Here is a 20,392-nt window from a genome sequence, read left to right on the forward strand (position 1 = left end):
AAATTCATAATTCCTCCAGTCGAAAGCACGGACAAAATGAGTTTCACTTCCAACATCAATACCAACAATTAAAGTTTTTTCAGTAATGGATGCAATTTTTGCGTTTTGTGTGTTATACTTCATTTCAGATACCTCTCTGTTCTATAGGATTTGTACTAACCAGCAAAGTCAGCAAATCTTATTTTACTCTGAGGTATCTTTTTTTCTCAACCACCTTTCGTGGAATTCCCTATATTTGTATTATACAGGAAGCTCCTGTTTTATTCTTTGATCAGCCCGAAATGTTTCATGGCCTCATAAATACCATCTTCTTCAATATATTTCGTCACATAGGAACAGCATTCCTTAATAGACTCCTGGCTGTTTCCCATAGCAATGCTGTTGGGCACTGCCTCCAGCATGGAGCGGTCATTCTCACTATCCCCGAATACATAGCAGTCTTCTATGCCTTTTCTCAGATGCTGGCAGAGAAACCGGATTCCTGTAGCCTTGGAATAATCTCTCTGCACCACCTCATACATATTGTATCCCCTGTCTATGCACAGAAAATACCTGGAAAGATATTCTTTTAATTCCTGATTTTTTCTTTCTGGTTTCAGTATTACCAGAAGCTTATCAAAGACCTTCTCACTGCCCTGTATCACTTCTTCAATATCTCTTCCCTGAAGTTCAAATGCATCCTGAGCTCTCTTTATCCAGCCCTCTTCGTCGGGCACCTGATGGTCAAAATAAATGGCGTCGGAAGCCTCATAAAACACAGGGACCTTATACTTTCGCACTGTCTCTGCTATCTGAGTGCAGAACTCATTGCTCAGCTTCACTGAAAGCAGTTCCTTATTCCCCAGGAAAATGTTCGTACCGCAGCCGCATACATATCCATCAAAACCCAGGCTGGTGATTTTTTCTGGAAGACTTGTTCTTGTTCTGCCTGTATTTATAAAAAGCAGATGGCCTTCCTCCCTGGCCATTTTTATGGCTTTTCTGGTACTTTCAGGAATCTTTCCGGTGCCTTCTGTAATCAGCGTGCCGTCTATGTCAAAAAACAACAGTTTCTGTTCCATTGTCCGTTCTCCTTTGCTGACTCATTGCTGTTCTCCGTTTTTTATTATATAATCTTATCAGAATAGAATCTATCTTTTTTTATATAATTTTATTGTTAAATTGTTGCACGATTAAATACCTGCACCAATATTGCCAAAGGAGTTCGTTTATGGAAAAAAAATCAACCTCCAAGCAGGCCTCTCTCACCGTTTATTTCTGTGGAAAAGAAGAGTGTCAGCCCGGACATTATTTTGGTCCTGCCGTCCGCCCTCATTATCTTATCCATGTAATCCTGGAGGGAAAAGGCATCTTCCAGAAAAGCGGTGTCACTTATTCCCTGAAAAAAGGAGATGCCTTTCTCATTCCCCCCATGGAGTCTACTTACTATCAAGCAGATAAGGAAAATCCCTGGAGCTATGCCTGGGTTGGCTTTGACGGAAGCGCATGTCCGGAAATTCTGTCACAGACTGTATTTTCTGATTCCTTTATTTATCAGAATCCCGGCAGCAATATCTCTGCTCTTCTGGCCTGTATGGAACGGCTTCTGGCCTCCTTTCGGGAATCCCATGGCCGTCAGTTGGAGCCCAAGGGAAATCTTCTTATGTTACTTTCCTTTATGCAGGACCCCTCTCCGGAAAAAAGTCGGGATTTTTCTGATGAATATTTCAAAGCAGCCAGAGAATATATAGAGCACAATTACAGTTATGATATCCGTATCTCCGATGTAGCAAGACATGTGGGAATAGACCGGACTTATCTGTACAAAATATTCATGGAACATGGAAAAACCTCGCCTAAACAGTACCTGCTCTGGCACCGGCTGCGAATGGCTGTACAAATGCTCTGTTCCACAGATTATACCATTACAGAAATCGCTCTGTCCTGTGGATTTAAGGACGCTCCTTCTTTCTGTAATTACTTCAAAAAGCACATTGGTTTTACTCCCAGAGCCTTTCGAAAAGAATTTCAGGACCAGGGAAAGACTATTCCCGTAAATAATAAATTACTGTAATTTTCAAAAAGGGGGCTGTCGCATTAGTCATATGTCAGGAATATTTATACATTTTATGCGAATTTGTCGAGCATAGCTTTGAGACCATAGGCTTAAAGCGGCACAGACTGAGCAATAAAATGTATAAATATTCTCGATTTTGATTAATGCGACAGCTCCTTTTATTTTCACTATCCTGAAACATATGAACGAATAATTGCCAGCCTATCAAACACCTACCGGCATCACAAAGAAATACATGACGATAAAGTGACAGATGCTTCCTCCCATGACAAAAAGATGAAAGATTTCATGTGAGCCAAAATTTTTATGCCTGGAGTTAAATATAGGCAGTTTCAAAGCATAAATGACGCCGCCTATGGTATAAATCAGTCCTCCTGCAAGAAGCCATCCGAATCCTGCCGGAGAAAAAGCTTTTACAATAGGCACAAATGCAAATACGCACAGCCATCCCATTCCGATATAAATTACGGAAGAAAACCACTTAGGGCAGGTAATCCAGCAAGCTTTTACAATAATTCCTATCAAGGCCACCGCCCATACGGCTCCACAGAGAAGATATCCGGTCCTTCCTTCCAGGGTAATCAGGCACACTGGGGTATAACTTCCAGCTATCAGTATAAAAATCATCATGTGATCCATTTTTCTCAGCCGCCGGTTTACCTTCTCCGTAGAATCTACCGTATGATAAATGGTGCTGGCTGCATAAAGCAGAATCATGCTCAAGATAAAAATACTCATTGCGATCATATAGATGCTGCCCGGTTCTCTGGCCGCTTTAATAAGCAAAGGCGCTGCTGCTATAATTGCCATAATGCAGCCTATAAAATGGGTAATAGCACTTCCCGGATCCTTGATTTTAAATTTCATACTCACCACTCCTGTTCTTGACGTTGCTGTTAATAGTATATTCCGAAATTTCATTTAGTATTATAAAGTTTATTATGTAGTTTTAAATACTACATCTGGTTATTCATTATACTACAGCAGACTTTCGTAAAAAGCAAGGGTGAGTTTTTGTATTTTTTTCTTTTTTTCTAAAAATAGATAGGACTGTTGTATGAAACAAAGTCCAGCATCGTTTCATACAACAGTCCCGTTCTTCTTATATTAACCACAGATATTCATAAGGACCCAGTACGATATTTTCCCAAAGACGCACGGTCTTTCCCTGAATCAGGTCATGAAGCTCTCCCGGCAGTCCAAACCAGTTCACAGTATTACAGTCTACTACCTGTTCCCTCTCGCTGAAATTTGCCAGTACCAGCATCTTATCCTCTTTGTGGAATCCAAACACAGCTTTGTTCTGGGTATCCACTGGTATAGAATGGAGTCTGGAAGAAAATACTTCATGGCTCTTTCTGATTTCTATCATCTCTTTAATTCTGCTGAAGATAATGCCTTCCACAGTACTCTGGTCATGACGGTTTGCAGCCTTATCCCAATCCATAGGCGGACGGTGGAGCCATCTGGAATCATGGGAGATTTCCGGATCTTTTTTATACTCCCACCAGTTCAGCTGGCCAATTTCATCTCCGCTGTAGAGAAGAGGGATACCTGTATAAGAAATAATAATGCTGTTCAGAAGAAGAATTCTCTTCACGGAAAGTTCCAGCTTATACCGGTCTTTCTCCACTACAGCCTCTTCCAGTCCGCACATAGAAGCCATGGTTCCGCTATTTCTGGCATCCAGTGTCTGAGGATTAAACTCATACAGCTCTCCTCTGGAGAAACTTCCCGGGAATTTTCCTTCCATAAACTGGATAATAAACTGCTTGTGAGCCTCTGGGTCCATTCCCAGATCCCGGATAATATTAGTCTCAAATCCCCATCCGATATCATCATGGCACCTTGCATAATTAATCCAGACTCCGTCTTCAGGAGTGCCATAGTCAATGGCAAGAGATTTCTCCATAAGTCTTACATCTCTGGTAGCCAGAGAGTTCCACAATAGGACCATAAGAGAAGCGTTGTACATAATGTGACATTCCTTTTCCTCAGGAGATCCGAAATACTTCACGATTTCATGAGGCTCTACTATAGCTTCTCCCAGGAAGATAACAGAAGGGCATACTTCCTCGACGATCATCTCGTACATTTTCAAAAGCGTATGAACCTGGGGAAGATTCATAGAATTTGTTCCCAGCTCCTTCCACATATAAGGAATAGCATCCAGGCGGAAAATATCAATACCCTTATTTGCCAATGTAAGCAGGACCTCAGCAATCTTATTAAACACATTGGGATTTTTGTAGTTCAGGTCCCACTGGAACTCATAGAACCTGGTCATAACATATTTATTGATATCTTCGTAGTAAGTAAAGTTCTTCGGCGCCACAGAAGGGAAAATTTCAGTCAGTGTTTTCTCATACTCTGAGGGAATACCATAATTGTCAAACATATAGTACATATCCTCATAGCCCGGCTCATTTTTCTTGGACTTCTGAGCCCATTCATGCTCTTTCGCCGTATGGTTCAGCACAAAGTCAATACAGGTCCGGATCCCTTTTCTCTTTAACTTTCCTACAACTCTTTCCAGCTGCGCCATTGTCCCCAGGCGCTTATCCACGTTCAAGTAGTCAGCTACCGCATATCCTCCGTCATTCTGGCCTTCCCTTGGCTGAAGCAAAGGCATAAAGTGTACATAGGTTACACCCAGGTCACTTAAATAGTCAATCTTTGATTCAAACTTCTTTAAGTCCTCACTGAACTTATCCACATACAGCATGATTCCCACCATCTGCTCCGACAGATACCAGGAATTTCCCTTTTTATCCTGCCGTTTCAGTTGAGGGCTTCTGTTTGCTTTGGCTGTTTCCATGATGCTTACCAGCTGGTCATAAAAAAAGTTCGTGATTCCGTTTTCCCCGTAGAGTCCGTAATATAGACTCTTCAGCCTATCCATTGACATATTTTTTTCTCCCTTCTATACATTCTTATTTATCATGTTCTGCTAATTGCCGATTCCTTGTGGAAACCTTTCCATAAGTTAAATATAAGGATTCCACTATGCTTTGTCAATCCCCGTCTTTCTTTTTCAGCAGGTTTCCCCCTGCTGCCACCGGATTTCCGTTATCTTATCCTCTACCTCCTCTTCTCCCTGGATTTTCCTTGTCAGAATATCTGTAAGTTCCAGGGAAATTTTGTCAATCTGCTGTACCACAGAACTGATTCTCGGAAAAACGCTCCTGGTTCTCTCTGTGCCATCATAGCTGATAATCTTCAGTTCTTCCGGTATCTTCTTTCCAAAGCGTTTTCCTTCCCACAGAAAAGCCTCTGCCAGAGGGTCTGAGGCAAATACGCCGTCTATATCCTGATACTTCTTCAGACATTCCGCAGCCTTTTCAGAATAATGCCTCATATCAAATTTATCCTGGCTGATATAATCTTCCAAAACCTGGATTCCCTGAAACTCCAAACAATCCTTCAGCTCCCTGTGGGCCAGCCCTACGATTATATGTCCCTCTCTGGCATCCTCTCCATAAATACTTAATACCTTTTTACAGCCTTTTTCCATAAAATGTTCCGCTGCCATCCTGCCTGCTGCCCTGTGGTCCGATCTTACCATAGGGATATGCCCTCCGAAATCTCTGTCAAAAGAAACGATTACCCGGCTGCTCCTTAAATAAGCTTCGTCGTTAAAAGAATGAGTGGCGGTTATAATGCCGTCTACCAGATTATTTTCCAGCATATCCAGATAGTCCTGCTCTCCGTGCTCCATACTGACCGTACAGCAGACCATGGTCTTATATCCTTTCTTATATAATGCGGACTCCAGCTCCTGGACCAGCCTGGAAAAAAAGCAGTGATCCAGTGTCGGAATAAGAATTCCTATAATACCAGAACTGTTCTTTAAGAGATTCTGTGCAAGTACATTAGGCTTATAAGACAACTTTTTTGCTGCCTCCTCTATCCTCTTCTTTGTTTCAGGTGCCACATATCCATTTCCCGACAGAGCCCTGGAAGCAGTTCCCAGTCCCACGCCTGCCAGATTTGCCACATCTTTAATACTTGTCATATCTCAATTCCTTTCTGATTACAGCATATATGTTCTCCGAAAGACTCCAGATAATTCTCCCGTAAAAGCCTTCATATTTAATAAAATATCAAAGATTCTGCCTTCTGACAATACAAGGTTTGCCCCTGGATATCACAGTAAAAATTTTTCAAAATAATACTTGACTAATTTCATCTGATATGATATCTTAATATCAGTAACAATTACTATTATTAATCCTTTGGAACTTCCTGGGATAGAAAGGGGAGAAGCCTATGCCAGCATTAAAATACAGCCGACAGCGGGAATGTATCAGAGAGTTTGTTCAGAATTGTCACGAACATCCTACTGCGGATACCGTCTATGCAGGAATTAAAGAAGAATTCCCGAATATCAGCCTGGGAACTGTATACAGGAACCTTTCTCTCCTGGTAGATCTGGGAGAGATTGCCAAAATTTCTACAGGTAATGGACCTGACAGGTTTGACTGCAATACCAGACCTCACAGCCACTTTATCTGCACACACTGCCATTGTATCAAAGATATTGAAATGGCTGATATGGACTATATCACCCAGAAAGTCTCTGAAAATTTTGATGGGGAGATCACTGCCCACACCACAACTTTTTACGGTATCTGTAAAAACTGCTTAGATGAAAAAAATTTACAGAAAAGTAGTTGACAGTTTTTCTCTAGTATGTTAGATTTGACATAGAGACAAAATAGTAATCATTACTATTATTAAATTCCTGTAAAAACCTGGCAAAGCCAGATTTTATAAAAATTCTATAAGAAAAGGAGAACAAAGTTATGAAGAAATTTGTATGTAATGTATGTGGTTATGTTTACGAAGGCGACGCTGCTCCTGAAAAATGTCCAGTTTGTGGAGCGCCTGCAGATAAGTTCACTGAGCAGTCTGGAGAAATGAGCTGGGCTGCAGAGCATGTTGTAGGTGTTGCTCAGGGCTCAAGCGAAGATATCATGGAAGACTTAAGAGCTAACTACGAAGGCGAGTGCAAAGAAGTTGGTATGTACCTGGCTATGGCAAGAGTTGCTCACAGAGAAGGATATCCGGAAATCGGTTTATACTGGGAAAAAGCTGCTTACGAAGAAGCTGAACATGCAGCTAAATTCGCTGAGCTGTTAGGTGAAGTTGTTACAGACAGCACAAAGAAAAACCTGGAAATGCGCGTAGAAGCTGAAAACGGCGCTACAGCTGGTAAATTCGACCTGGCTAAACGTGCAAAAGCAGCGAACCTGGACGCTATCCATGACACAGTTCATGAAATGGCAAGAGACGAGGCCCGTCACGGAAAAGCTTTCGCAGGCCTTCTGAAGAGATACTTCGGCTAATCTCCGAAAAAATAATTTTTAAAATAGGCTGTCCCATTAATTGCAATTTAATGGGGCAGCCTATTTTCTATCCGTTTCTAATCTAAAACTTTTACCTCAAATTTGTCCACTTCCATATCTGCTCTTTCCGCAAACAGCGCCAGATAAGTTCCTGTAAAAGTCATCGTTCTTGTACTTTCTGTACATAGTCCCACAGTTAGACCTGTTCCCAGCTTTTCGTAATTTTCTCCATCTTTGCTGTACATAAAAGTGTAATATTCTTTATCTGTTACAATTCTCAGCCAGATACTATCTCCCTGTTGTAGATCAATTTCTGTCTGTGCTGTAACTACAAATATATCATGGATATGTTTTGCCAGGCAGATTTTCCATATATCCAGTTCTTTTGTAAGATAGATCTCGTAATGATAGTCCTTATTATAGTAAGCAGTCAGTCCCAGACGCATTCCCTGCACAGTTTCCATCGGGCGAAGATGAACCGTCGAAACCGTATCAAAGCCTTTCTGCCTGATACCTGCCCAGGTAGGCGTATCCTGCTCATTTATAGTTATGTCGCTTCCTCTTAAAACCATCGTATTAGTCTTTATTGATCTTCTATAGTTATCTGTTACCGGATTTCTTAAAAAGTTATATTGAGCAGGGAATACTTCTTCTGAAAAATCATCTGCAAAATCTCTGTTTACGGGATATGTTTCCGCAGGCAGCGGACCTTCCATATCAATGTCGATCAGCCCATTTTCACCTACTACCGGCCATCCTTCATCGTCCCATACAACAGGAGCCAGATAAGTCTCCCGCCCCAGATTATGAAGCAGAACCCGGTTATCTTTACCACCGCATGGTCTTATTGCCAGACATACCAGCCACCAGTTTCCATTTGCATCTTCCATGATGTCGGCATGTCCGGTACAATAAATCCTTTCCCTCATATCCTCCTTATGCGATAGTATCGGATTATGGGGACAAGGTTCATAAGGTCCATAGGGATTATCTGATCTCTGCATAGTCTCCATATGGCCATATTCGGTTCCACCCTCGGCAAGCATTAAATAATATTTCCCCTTTATCTTATATAAATGAGGGCCTTCCGGATATCTTCCGCCGCAGCCATAGCTGATGATTCTGCTTTCTGTAAGTTTTTCCCCTGTAAATGGATTAATCTCACTTGTTAAAATACAGGCCTTTCCTGTCTTATCCAGTCCTGTAGATGTAAAATATACTTTTCCATCATCATCAAATAAAATAGATGGATCGATTCCTTCCTGATCAATCCAGACCGGATCTGACCAGCCTTTCTCCGGCTCTTTACTATAGACAATAAAGTTTCCTTCTCCGCTGACATTAGTCGTTGTCATAAAAAAAGTTCCGTTATGCCAGCGTAAAGTCGGCGCATAAATGCCTCCTGAAGGACGACACTTTTTAAGAGACAGTTGATTTTCCGTTGTCAGGCAATGTCCTATCATTTTCCAGTTTACCAGATTCTTGCTGTGATAAATAGGCACTCCCGGAAAATATTCAAAGGATGAATTAACTATGTAGTAATCTTCTCCTACTCTACAGATAGACGGATCCGGGTTATATCCGGATATGATTGGGTTTTTATAATGCTGATTATCCATTTATGTCTGCTCCTTTCCATAGGTTAAATCAGTGTAAACATTTTTTTATTCTCTGTACTGCTATCCCGGCCTATCATTACCTCAAATTTGCCGGGTTCGCTTCCCCATTCTCCATTTTCCATATAAAACCGCAGCATTTCTTCTTTAATTTCAAATTTTACTACGGCTTCTTCTCCAGGCTGCAGAGTGATTCTTTTATAGCCTTTCAACTGCTTAACAGGACGCACAACACTTGCTGCAACATCATGGATATAAAGCTGGATTATTTCTGTTCCTGTTCTGTCCCCGATATTTTTTACGGTTACTTCTGCAACGATCTTTTCTCTTTCTGATAATTCTTTTTTATCTAATCTCACATCTGAGATAGAGTAATCCGTATATCCCAAGCCCCAGCCGAATGGAAACAGGGGTTTATTCGGTATATCCAAATATTTAGAAAGAAAACGATTTTCTTTTTGCTTTTCATCGTAAAAACGACCTGTAGGGAAGGAATCATAATGGATTGGAACCTGTCCTACACAATATGGAAAACTCATTGGAAGCCTTCCTGTAGGCTCATGGGTCCCGGACAATATATTCATAAGAGCCATCCCCCCTTCTGTCCCCGGCATCCATGCTTCCAAAACAGCTTTGGAAGATTCGCAGATCTCTCTGATATCCAAAGGTCGTCCATTGAACAATACAACCGCCGTATTAGGATTAATTGAAACAATTTCTTTTAACAATCTTTTTTGTATTGCAGGAATATCTAAATTTCCTCTACTGGTTGCTTCTCCTGTCTGGAGATAATGCTCCCCAAGAAAAAGGATTACCTTATCTGCAGTTTCCGCAGCTTTACATGCTTCGTCCCATAAAGCTTTTTGTTCTTCTCTCGTAAGCTTTTCTTCTCTATATTGTCCAAATCCTTCCAGTTTTGTATCTTCGTCTAATAATGTACATCCCTTTGCAAAAATAAAATTCCAGTCTTTCCCCAACTTTTGTGCAGCCTCTTTTACTGTTATAGTATCTTTCGGGTCTCCCAGGAAAGACCAGCCTCCCAAAAGCTCTTCTCGGTCTACATAGGGACCGATCATAGCAATTTTTTCCTGTCTCTTAACCGGGAGAAATTTCTCCTCATTTTTCAATAATACAAAGGATTTTTCAGCCGCCTCTAAAGCCAGCTTCCTATTATCTCCACACAGTATATATTTCTCTTCTTCTGCTTCGTCGGCTCCCTTAAAAGGATTCTCGAAAAGCCCAAGCTTATTTTTCAATTCCAGTATACGCATAACTGCTTCATCCAAAAGCTTTCGATCCACTTTCCCGGTATTTATAAGCTCTTCCAGATTTTCCGGATAGACACCTGACATCATATCGATGTCCACACCTGCTTCCATGGCCAGTCTGGCCGCATCGCTCCTATCCTCAGCTACTCCATGACATATGGTTTCGCCTATCGCTCCATAATCGCTGATAAGTACCCCTTCAAATCCCATTTCATCTCTCAAAATTTTGCGCATCAGTTCTTTATTGATCGTAGCAGGGATATCATTAACCGTATTAAATGATGTCATAACAAGAGCCGCTCCTGCATTCACCGCCGCCTGATAAGAAGGCAGGTAATATTCTCTGAATGTACGTTCTGTTAATTGAACAGTATTATAGTCTCTGCCCCCATCCGGCGCACCATATCCAGCAAAGTGTTTTACACAGGCACCCAATGTATATTTATCCTTCAGATCTTCTCCCTGATATCCCTGTACCATTGCTTCTGCAAATCTGCTGTTCAGCCATACGTCTTCGCCTGTAGATTCCATGACTCTTCCCCACCTGGCGTCCCTGACCAGGTCTGTCATTGGAGAGAACGTGACATGCAATCCGCTGACTGCCGCTTCTTTTGCCGCCATTTTTGCGCACTCTTTCGATAATTCCGGGTCAAAAGAGGCTCCCTGAGCCAATGGAATAGGATATACTGTCCGATATCCGTTAATTACATCCAGCATAAACATGAGCGGTATATGATGAGGATGTTTTTTCATATAGGCTTCCTGGATTTTTCTTATTTTCTCTGCGCCTGTAATGCCCAGAACAGAGCCTGCTAATTCTATGTCTTCCTTTGTTATGCCCAATTCCTGTGCAGGTCCCATAGCCACAGAGTCCTCTGCCAAAAGCTGTCCTGACACTTGAAAAAGCTGCCCTATTTTCTCTTTCGTACTCATACTGTCGAGTAATTCTTCCAACTTCTTATGTTCCAAACACGATCACCTCTTACCACAATATTTTCTTATTCCACTGCTTTATACTTAAATCTGAGGATTTCCGGCTCTGCTCCCAGCCTGCTATGATATCTTTCATCTCCGTTTAAGATACGTTCTCTATGCCAGCGTCCATTTTCAAAAAATCCTTGTTCTATGGATAGCAATGTCAGATGTTTTTCAGTTCCCCTGGGTGCTAAAAGTCTTATCTCTGTATTGCAGCCTAAGATCCAAAAGGAATTTTCACTGTCTTCCAGGATCATTCCCGCACAGCCCGGTTCGCTAAGCGGATGCTTTCGATATGTCAGCTCCAGTTCGCAGCCTGCAAGTCTTAGAAGAGTTCCTCTTTCATGTTCGCTTTTTTGGATATATCCTTTGACAGAGTCTGTTCCCCGGTACTTAAAATATAAATCTTTCACACTTTCAAGCAGCTCATAAGATTTTTTCAGATACTTTCCGGTTCCGTTACATGTAAAGGCCATCTCGTCAATCTTTAGTTTTTCTAATACCTGTTGATCGCTTCCTGAATTTTCTCTCTCTGATTCAGGATCCGTCAGAAAATCTTCTATGCCAAAAGGAGAAAATCCCAATGTATGATACAATGCAAATGCTGGAAAGACATTGGAAGCGCTGATCGTATCTCTCCTGGCTTCAGGAATGAGTAAAGCTCTGCCGTCATCTGAATATTCTTTACACACACGGTCAAAATCTGACACATAAATATCCGGGGCAAACACATCAATGCTTTTCGCCGCTTCCTTCCATACCGGAAGATTTCTGGCGATCGGTCCGCCGCTGGGATAATTTCCGGGTCGGTCCGGAAACTGATTCAGCCATGCGTTCACATACATAGGCAGCGGATATTCTTTTTTTCCTTCGGAAGCAATTTTTTCTACCGCACAGGCATAATGCCATGCCATAAATTTCTCTGCTGCCTGTTCTTTATAAAGTTCTTTCCATGACGGCAATTTTCTCTCTTTTATATCCGCTTTCTTTCCAAAAGTATCTTTCTTATGTTCCAAAAGAAACAATTTCTCCGGCACAGGCTTTGCAAATTCTTCTTCTGTAAGTGCAGAATAATCTCTTTCCGCTCCTAGAAAGCCGATCTCATTCTCTACCTGGATCATCAGAACGGTCTGTTCCTGCTGATCAAACTCTCTTAAAAATTTCATCAGCTTGCAAAAGGCTTTTGCATCTGCTTCCACTGCTTCTTTACACAGAGGTGTAATGGTATCTGACAGGATTTTTCCCGGATAGCAGGCTCTTTGAAACCTTTTTGTATCTATCTTCACCCAGTCCGGTACATAGGTACTTTCTCCATTTTTCCACAAGCCGAACCATAAAAGCACAAGATACATTCCTTCATCTCTGGCCTGTCTTATGATCCCTTCTGCCAGAGAAAAATCAAATTTACCTTCTTCCGGTTCCACCGTTTCCCAGGTTATCGGAACGATCAGTGTATTTAAATGAAGCCCTCTAATTTTTTCCCATACCTCTTTTTTCATATATTCCAGACTGGAGGAACTGGAATTATGTATCTCTCCGGCAAGCATAAGATATGGTTTTTCATGGACATATAATGTCCAGATACCATTTTTATCTTTTGAAATATATGGCAATCTTTCCATTTTTCTCTCCTATTTATGAGATTTCTTATCCCTTTAAGCCTGACATCTTGATTCCCTGAATGAAGTATTTCTGGCAGGTTGCAAAGATCAGAAGAACCGGAAGAAGCGCAACCAGAGACATTGCCATCATCTGTCCCATCTGAACATTTCCCTGCGCACTCTTGAAAAACTGCAGTCCCACTGCGATCGTAAATTTCACATTGTCATTTAAATAGATCAATGGGCTGAAGAAATCATTCCAATTATATACCAAAGCCATAACAAGTACGGCTAACATAACCGGTTTTACCGCCGGAAGGAGGATTTTTATAAATATCTGGAAAGAATTTGCCCCGTCAATCTTAGCCGCTTCATCCAGTTCCTTAGGAAGCGTCCTGAAGAATTGGATAAACAGAAAAATATTAAAAGCTCCTCCACCTAGCCAGCTTGGCAGGATCAATGGAAAATAAGTATTTATCATACCCAGTTTATCAAACATCAGATATTGAGGAATTAACGTAACCTGTGTAGGAAGCATAAGTGTCGCCAACAGAACTGTAAATAGAAATCCTGAGGCTCTTGCTTTAAATCTGGCAAATCCATATGCCACAAAAGAAGATGACAAAACTGTACCTACTGTTGCAAAAATTGTAATAAACAGCGAATTTTTAAAATATAACCCAAAATCCGCTCCTTCCCATCCTTCAATAAAGTTCTGCAGCGTCGGTTTTGATGGAAAAAGTGACGGCGGCATTTTATAAATATCGGATGTTTCTTTAAAAGATGTGGATACAAGCCAGATAAATGGAAACAGGCAAATGATAACTGCTGCAATAAGTATAATATAAGTCAATATTTTCCCTATTGTCTTCGACGTTTTTTGCGATTTTATATGCATATTTTTCACCTCTTTTAATCGTCATAAAATACCCAGTGTTTTGATGATAATTGAACAATCAATGTGATGACCATGATTACAATAAATAATCCCCATGCCAGCATAGAGGCATATCCCATTTTCCCATATAAAAATCCGTTATTATAAAGATGCATGGAAATGGTATATGTTGCATTAAGCGGCCCTCCATTTGTTAAAATAAATGGCTGCTGGAATATCTGGAAAGCGGAGATAAAAGTAACAATCAGATTAAAGTAGATCGTCGGTGTACACAACGGAAGAGTAATAGAAAACACCTGGCGTACAGATCCTGCTCCATCAATTTCAGCACTTTCGTAATAAGACCTGGGAATATCCTGGATTCCGGCAAGCATAATAATAATATTGTTACCTATCGTCCAGAGTGAAAGAATTACAATAGAAATCATGGCTACCTTCTGATCCCCCAGCCAATTCGGTCCTTTGATGCCGAATAAAGACAATACATAATTGATGATTCCGTAATCAGGGTTAAAGATCCAGCCCCAGAGGATCGTAACCGCCACTCCGGATGTTATATACGGGATATAAAATGCTGTGCGGAAAAATCCAAGACCTTTTACTTTCTTACTTAAAAGCAGTGCAATGAAAAAGGCCAGTATCAAACTCATTGGAACAAACATTACCACATATTTTAAAGTATTGAAAAACGCTTTAAAAAATAAAGGATCTTTTGTAAAGGCATAAATATAATTTTCAAATTTTACAAATTTTCCCTGTCCTGTCAGATTCATATCCGTAAATGATAAATACAGAGAATATATCATCGGATATAAGGTTAAAATCAAAAAGCCTATCAGCCAGGGTGCTGTATACAAATAAAACTTTCTTGCTTCACGTTTTTCCATCTTACTCATCGGCTTTTTTCTTTTTTTCAAAATAAAGCACCTCCATTTAAATGGTATTAAAAGGGCTGCTACAGCATATCAGGCCGCAGCAGCCCCCAATTATCTTTCAGAGTTTTCTTTTATTCGGTCTGATTTGCTTCATTAAAAGCTTGTTCCAAAGCCGGATAGTATGCGTCTATTGCTTCTTGTCCTGATTGTCCGTTGATCGTTACTGCCTGCCATATCTGAGTCCACTGATCGCCGGCATTGGCAAATGCGCCTCCCCAGATATTCAAGCGTGACCCTGCAAGTCCTTCCAGATATTTACTGTTGTCGATCGGTCCATTCTTGATTTCTTTGTAATATCCTTCTGCTACCTTTTTGTTTCCCGGAATTCCTACAGTCGCCGTTACTTTTGCCATATCTTCATTTTCGTAACCTACTTCTTTCAGGAATGTCCATGCGGCATCTTTATTCTCTGCCGTCTTCAGCATCGCATATCCTGTAGCATACATAATATTATTAACATTACTGCCTTCTACCTTAGGCATCGTCACAACATCCCATTCAAAATTATCTCCGATTTCATCTGCGATCAATTTTGTCTCAAAACCACCTAATGTATACATAGCTGCATGTCCGGATACAAATAACTGTTCCTTTGGTAAACTCTTTGCCGCTGCATCATCAGGCATTGCTTTGCTCTGAACCATCTCGCCAAATAAATCCAAACCTTCTGCTACTTCGGGGCTGTTAAGTTCCAATGTCTTCAGATCATCGCTGTATGGTGATCCACCTTTACATATCAATGCAAAGTTAGGGTCTACCCAATGATTGACTATACCATAGGTAGCGTCTGCCCCCTCACCGCTGACAAATTTTTCAGATGCTTCTTTTACATCATCCCAAGTCCAGTCTGCAGTCGGGTATTCAATTCCAAACTCATCAAACATATCTTTATTGTATGCAAGTACAAAGACATTCTCAAGCAAAGGCATTCCTTCCAGTTTACCATCTGGTCTATAATAAGGATCCAACATTCCATCAGTAAAGACTTCCTCTGTATTAACGCCTTCTTTATCTAAATATGGCTGGAGATCTTCGTAATAATCTGCATACAGACCATAATAGTCCGGGGAAGTCTGGATTACATCCGGTCCTGTGCCTGCTGCAAAAGCTGCCGCTGCCTTCTGATCCCATGCATGGTCTGCTGTGGGTATAACAGAATGTTCTACTTCTATTTCCGGATGATTTTTTATAAAAATATCCATTGCATCTTCACGAGCCTTTTTCTCTTCATCCGCTCCCCAAGACCATACTACTAATTTCTGTTTTCCACCGCTTTCTCCAGACTCAGAACTATCTGCGCCATCATTTTCTCCTGACGAAGAGCTTCCACATGCAGCCAGAGAAATTGTCATTGCTCCCGCAAGAGCCATAGCCAGAATTTTTCTTAATTTCATTAAAGATTCCCTCCTTGTTTTTGTTTCTTTATATAAATTGCAGCTGCGCGCCAGGCTGCAATCTATTTCAATATCATCTTTTATTCAAATTTTTCACTGTTTTTCCCTCAAGAATATCTATCTTTCCTCTATAGATATATTTGTAATTTTTTTCTTCCAGCATATCTAATAAAATATCTACACATTTTGCCCCCATTTTGTCAGGATATGTGGCTACACTGGTCAATTTCTTAGAAAAATGATTTCTTATATACGTCCCATCTATTCCCATAATAGAAACATCCTCCGGTACTTTTATTCCCAGAAGTTCCAACTCCTGGATCATACCATGAGCCATATCGTCATTAAAACATATCACCGCTGTCGGCTTATATCTGGAAGATATATATTTCTTTGCAGCCTTCCTTCCCACATCAAACAAATCATAATACTCAAACCCATCTGCTTCTGTAAGATAATTTTTCAATTCATCTTCCACTATTTCTGTTGTATTCTTAACCCTTATAACATATTGCAGATAGTCCTGCAGTTCTTCTTTCATGATCATTTTCCAATAGTTATACCTGTTTTTTGAATATCCGATATCAAAAGGAATTGCCATCCCTATTTTTCTATGTCCCATTTTTTTCAGATAATCTATTGCAATTTCTACCACTTTCCCGTCATCCAAGACTATGCTGGGCATTGGTTTAGAGAAAGTATAGGAAATATCGCAGGAAACGGTAACTGTCGGCAAATGATAAGTACGGCCTATTGTCGAGGCATATTCCTCTGCAACAGTTTCGTTTGGAAAAATAATCCCATCTATCATAAAGTTTTTGATTTTTTCAAAATCATAAGACATATCCAGCAATACTCTATAATTTCTTTTTTGTGCCTCACGTACAATTCCATGAAACATCTGATTATAATAAGCGCCTGTTATATCTCTTTGAAAAAAAATCACCTGACCGCTTCTCCGTCGTTGAAGAGACAATGCAATAGGATTTGGATTATATCCCATTCTTATTGCTGTTTCTATAATTTTCTCCTTCTTTTCTTTCTTCACATATCCACTGTTATTCAATGCTCTGGATACTGCTGCTGTTGAAACGCCAGCTTCACGGGCCACATCTTCTCTATTCACTTTTTTATTCATCTTGTCACTTCCCGCTTATTTATTTGGTGATTTTTATAAGCAAATTATACCTATTCTAAATATTATGCTCAATATGCTAAAATGTGTACGCCCGTTCATATATCAAAATATATATATTTTATATTAATACTTTAACGGTATCGTTTTAATTTAATTTTGTGAAGCATTTTCGTTTTATTCCTATCTTAATAAATTTTATGCAAAAGAAATGGTTTTTTCTGACTATTAATGTTATACTGATTCTACCAGCCTGGCTCTGCTGCCGGGCAAAAAACACTATTGCTAATGAAAAAGGAGGTTTTTACTATGAGCAAATACGCAGGAACCAAAACAGAGCAGAACTTAATGGAAGCATTCGCAGGTGAATCTCAGGCAAGAAATAAATATACCTACTACGCTTCCGCAGCAAAAAAAGCCGGCTATGAGCAGTTAGCCGCTCTCTATCTGGAAACCGCAGACCAGGAGAAGGAACATGCAAAAATGTGGTTTAAAGAATTTCATGGCATTCACGATGTAGAAGCCAATCTGGAAGACGCCGCTGCCGGCGAAAACTTTGAGTGGACCGATATGTACGCCCGTATGGCAAGAGAAGCAAGAGAAGAGGGCTTCCCTGAACTGGCTGCCAAATTTGAAGGCGTCGCCAAGGTAGAAGCTGCTCATGAAAGACGTTATCGTAAACTTCTGGAAAGCTACAAAGCAGACAAGACCTTTAAGGGAGATGCACCTTTAGGCTGGAAGTGCAGAAACTGCGGATATGTACATATGGCAGATGAAGCTCCAGAGGTTTGCCCGGTGTGCGCTCATCCAAAGGCTTACTTTGAAAGAAAAGTAGAAAACTACTAATTTTCAAATTTTTATATCATAAGCCATTCTCATAGATTGTCCTATGAGATTAATAATTAACATAAAAGTCCCTGTTAGAAACCCCGCTCCTTCCGGATTCTAACAGGGACTTTTACAGCCTGAAAATATCATCCTTTTTTATCCAAAGCCTCCAGGGTATAGTCATGAAGGGTTTCTCTCCGGAATGAAAGAATGTTTTCTATTCTGTCTATCTGTTCTTCGTCCATCAGAGAATAGCTTTTATTCAAAAGCTACTGGTAACTGTTTAATACCATTTTTATATGGTCACTGGCAGGAGGACGGTTTATTGGCGTTTCCATTTGTTCATAAAAGAATAAAAATTCCCGGTATCCTTTATAACCGCACTTTTTTGCATTCTCAAAAACATATTTTCCATTAATGCTCTCCACAGGAATATTTTTGTACTCTGCTGTCTTTTTCACCAAAATACTGCTGGCTCATACTCCTCTATGTACTTTTCCTCTATATTCTGTATTTTCTCCATAATTCCGGGACCGCCTTTTTCCATGGCCTCTGTAGGCATTTCTCCGGTGGTGAGAAAACTTCCGTCCTCCTATAAGCCATGAAAGTTCTTTCTCCTTTTCTTCCATACATTGAAATAATCTCCTGGTGGAATTATAATAAAAGCAGAGATTACAGATTTTCAAAAAAACTGCTGACCCATAACAGAAAAGGAGAATTTTATGATTATCAAAAATGCAATGGTGTTTCAGGAAGATGGAACCTTTCAGAAAAAAGACATCTATTTAGAAAAAGGTTTTTTGGTTTCCAGTGAAGAAGAGGTAACAGATAAGACAGAAATTGACGCTAGCGGTCTAAAAGCAATTCCAGGGCTAGTAGATGTTCACAGCCACGGCGCTTTTGGACATGATTTCTGTGATGCAGACCCGGAAGGGTTGAAGGTGATACTAAAATATGAAAAGGAGCACGGAATCACCTCCTACTGCCCCACCTCCATGACCTTGGCAAAAGAAAAACTTCTGGAAATCTTCGCCTCTGTTAAGGATATGGAAACGTCCTCTGACATGGCTAGGATTGCAGGAATTAATATGGAAGGTCCTTTCGTAGATGTAAAGAAAAAAGGTGCCCAGGCCTCGGAGCATATCTGTCCTCCAGATCCGGATTTCTTCCGTCTCTGCAATGAACACTGCGGAAATATCATAAAACTGGTAACCCTTTCACCAAAGGAAGAAGGAGCAATGGATTTTATCCGGGAGCTGAAAGACGAAGTCATGATTTCTCTTGGACATACTACCGCCGATTATAACTGTGCAAAAGCAGCCATGGATGCCGGTGCCGCCCATGTGACCCATCTCTTCAACGCCATGCCTCCCTTTGCCCACAGAGATCCGGGTGTGATAGGCGCCGCTCTGGATACAGAAAACTGTATGGCAGAACTGATCTGCGATGGTTATCACATTCATCCTTCCATGATCCGGGCTGCTTTTAAAATGTTCGGGGAAGAAAGGATCTGCCTGATCAGCGATTCCATGATGGCTACCGGAATGCCTGACGGAGAATACGAGTTGGGTGGGCAGACTGTTTATATGAAAGACCGGTTCGCTGCCCTTTCTGACGGCACATTGGCCGGATCTGCCACAAACCTGTTTGACTGCATGAAAAAAGCCATGGAATTCGGTATTCCCGAATCCACAGCTATTTTTGCAGCTACCAGAAATCCAGCCAAAAGTATCGGTATCTATGACAAAGTAGGTTCAATTACTCCTGGAAAATACGGCGACATTCTGGTCGTAGACGATAAATACAACCTTATACAGGTTTTCTGAGAGAACAAAGTGTTCAAGCCCACCTCAGCTCCCCCTTTCCCTCAATCTTGAGGGGCTTGAACACTTTGCGCGCCGCCGCAATACCGCAAGGCGGTAACATACCTCATTGCGGCGTGTGCATCCCGCCCGGAGGGCTTTTTATTCTATAGGAAAGTCCTCCGGACTTTCCTATAGAATAAAAACAGTGGAAATCCCATTACTTTTTTCCGGATTTCCACTGTTTCTCTATAAGCAGGATTTTTCCTGCCCTGGTCATTCTCTTAATTTCCCATTCTCTTCTCATGGCCTCTTCCTTTGTCTGAAAAGTCTCATAATAAGCCAGTTCCACCGGCCTCCTGGCCCTGGTATATTTGGCACCCTTCCCTTCATTATGACAGGCCAGCCTTTTCTCCAGATTGTTTGTCCATCCTGTATAAAGACTTCCATCTCTGCACCGCAGTATATAGGTATAATTCATTTCTTCTGCTCCTGATCTATGTAATGGACGTCTCATCTGCATACAAGCCAGACAT

The 20,392-nt window shown here is 40.9% G+C and carries 19 protein-coding genes; 5 read left to right on the forward strand and 14 right to left on the reverse strand.

All coding sequences use genetic code 11. The features are described 5' to 3' along the window. Window positions 1-260: 260 nt before the first annotated feature. Window positions 261-1,061 (reverse strand): HAD family hydrolase, encoded by an 801-nt coding sequence (locus B5G00_RS17270; protein ID WP_087274903.1) that lies wholly within the window; start codon window positions 1,059-1,061, stop codon window positions 261-263. A 149-nt stretch (window positions 1,062-1,210) separates the two neighbouring features. On the opposite strand from B5G00_RS17270, the gene B5G00_RS17275 reads away from it, so the two are divergent. After that, window positions 1,211-2,053: an AraC family transcriptional regulator gene (locus B5G00_RS17275; RefSeq protein WP_087274904.1), complete on the forward strand. Its 843-nt coding sequence runs from the start codon at window positions 1,211-1,213 to the stop codon at window positions 2,051-2,053. Window positions 2,054-2,260: 207 nt separating this feature from the next. On the opposite strand, the gene trhA is transcribed toward B5G00_RS17275, so the two are convergent. From trhA to B5G00_RS17290, 3 genes are all read right to left on the reverse strand, one after another. Beyond that, on the reverse strand, window positions 2,261-2,923 hold the full coding sequence (gene trhA, locus B5G00_RS17280; RefSeq protein WP_087274905.1) for a PAQR family membrane homeostasis protein TrhA: 663 nt from the start codon (window positions 2,921-2,923) through the stop codon (window positions 2,261-2,263). A gap of 235 nt (window positions 2,924-3,158) precedes the next feature. Further along, entirely contained in the window at window positions 3,159-4,964 is a 1,806-nt protein-coding gene (locus tag B5G00_RS17285) for an amylosucrase (RefSeq protein ID WP_087274906.1), read from the reverse strand. 126 nt (window positions 4,965-5,090) lie between these two features. Next, on the reverse strand, window positions 5,091-6,071 hold the full coding sequence (locus B5G00_RS17290) for a LacI family DNA-binding transcriptional regulator (RefSeq protein ID WP_087274907.1): 981 nt from the start codon (window positions 6,069-6,071) through the stop codon (window positions 5,091-5,093). A gap of 254 nt (window positions 6,072-6,325) precedes the next feature. Here B5G00_RS17290 and B5G00_RS17295 point away from each other — a divergent pair, with 254 nt between their 5' ends. After that, complete coding sequence (locus B5G00_RS17295) at window positions 6,326-6,733, forward strand: Fur family transcriptional regulator (protein WP_087274908.1); 408 nt, start codon at window positions 6,326-6,328, stop codon at window positions 6,731-6,733. 128 nt (window positions 6,734-6,861) lie between these two features. Further along, window positions 6,862-7,404: an NADH peroxidase gene (locus B5G00_RS17300; protein ID WP_087274909.1), complete on the forward strand. Its 543-nt coding sequence runs from the start codon at window positions 6,862-6,864 to the stop codon at window positions 7,402-7,404. A gap of 77 nt (window positions 7,405-7,481) precedes the next feature. Here B5G00_RS17300 and B5G00_RS17305 read toward each other — a convergent pair whose 3' ends face one another. From B5G00_RS17305 to B5G00_RS17335, 7 genes are all read right to left on the reverse strand, one after another. Then, entirely contained in the window at window positions 7,482-9,023 is a 1,542-nt protein-coding gene (locus tag B5G00_RS17305) for a glycoside hydrolase family 43 protein (RefSeq protein WP_087274910.1), read from the reverse strand. Window positions 9,024-9,046: 23 nt separating this feature from the next. After that, on the reverse strand, window positions 9,047-11,257 hold the full coding sequence (gene bglX / locus B5G00_RS17310; protein WP_087274911.1) for a beta-glucosidase BglX: 2,211 nt from the start codon (window positions 11,255-11,257) through the stop codon (window positions 9,047-9,049). Window positions 11,258-11,286: 29 nt separating this feature from the next. Then, entirely contained in the window at window positions 11,287-12,885 is a 1,599-nt protein-coding gene (locus B5G00_RS17315) for a GH35 family beta-galactosidase (RefSeq protein WP_087274912.1), read from the reverse strand. 25 nt (window positions 12,886-12,910) lie between these two features. Continuing rightward, window positions 12,911-13,489, reverse strand: a complete 579-nt coding sequence (locus B5G00_RS17320; RefSeq protein ID WP_242971411.1) for a carbohydrate ABC transporter permease — start codon at window positions 13,487-13,489, stop codon at window positions 12,911-12,913. A gap of 287 nt (window positions 13,490-13,776) precedes the next feature. Further along, window positions 13,777-14,679: a carbohydrate ABC transporter permease gene (locus B5G00_RS17325; RefSeq protein WP_242971412.1), complete on the reverse strand. Its 903-nt coding sequence runs from the start codon at window positions 14,677-14,679 to the stop codon at window positions 13,777-13,779. Window positions 14,680-14,768: 89 nt separating this feature from the next. Continuing rightward, the gene (locus B5G00_RS17330; RefSeq protein ID WP_087274914.1) at window positions 14,769-16,091 is read right to left on the reverse strand and encodes an ABC transporter substrate-binding protein; all 1,323 of its coding nucleotides are present in this window, start codon (window positions 16,089-16,091) and stop codon (window positions 14,769-14,771) included. A gap of 73 nt (window positions 16,092-16,164) precedes the next feature. Beyond that, the gene (locus tag B5G00_RS17335; RefSeq protein WP_087274915.1) at window positions 16,165-17,229 is read right to left on the reverse strand and encodes a LacI family DNA-binding transcriptional regulator; all 1,065 of its coding nucleotides are present in this window, start codon (window positions 17,227-17,229) and stop codon (window positions 16,165-16,167) included. A 306-nt stretch (window positions 17,230-17,535) separates the two neighbouring features. Between B5G00_RS17335 and rbr the strand changes: the two genes are divergently transcribed. Next, window positions 17,536-18,072 carry a rubrerythrin gene (gene rbr / locus B5G00_RS17340; protein WP_087274916.1) on the forward strand — a complete coding sequence of 179 codons (537 nt, stop codon included), beginning with the start codon at window positions 17,536-17,538 and terminating at the stop codon, window positions 18,070-18,072. A 251-nt stretch (window positions 18,073-18,323) separates the two neighbouring features. Here rbr and B5G00_RS17345 read toward each other — a convergent pair whose 3' ends face one another. Together B5G00_RS17345 and B5G00_RS19530 are read right to left on the reverse strand one after the other, a co-directional pair. Further along, window positions 18,324-18,515, reverse strand: coding sequence for a hypothetical protein (locus tag B5G00_RS17345; protein WP_162613525.1), 192 nt, complete (start codon window positions 18,513-18,515; stop codon window positions 18,324-18,326). A gap of 40 nt (window positions 18,516-18,555) precedes the next feature. Beyond that, entirely contained in the window at window positions 18,556-18,687 is a 132-nt protein-coding gene (locus B5G00_RS19530; RefSeq protein WP_275532382.1) for a hypothetical protein, read from the reverse strand. 89 nt (window positions 18,688-18,776) lie between these two features. Between B5G00_RS19530 and nagA the strand changes: the two genes are divergently transcribed. Continuing rightward, window positions 18,777-19,880: an N-acetylglucosamine-6-phosphate deacetylase gene (nagA, locus tag B5G00_RS17350; protein WP_087274918.1), complete on the forward strand. Its 1,104-nt coding sequence runs from the start codon at window positions 18,777-18,779 to the stop codon at window positions 19,878-19,880. 196 nt (window positions 19,881-20,076) lie between these two features. Here nagA and B5G00_RS17355 read toward each other — a convergent pair whose 3' ends face one another. After that, window positions 20,077-20,337, reverse strand: a complete 261-nt coding sequence (locus tag B5G00_RS17355) for a GIY-YIG nuclease family protein (protein WP_087274919.1) — start codon at window positions 20,335-20,337, stop codon at window positions 20,077-20,079. Between the last annotated feature and the right edge of the window lie 55 nt (window positions 20,338-20,392).

The sequence above is a fragment of the Blautia sp. An46 genome (genome assembly GCF_002161645.1).
Lineage (GTDB): Bacteria > Bacillota > Clostridia > Lachnospirales > Lachnospiraceae > Blautia > Blautia ornithocaccae.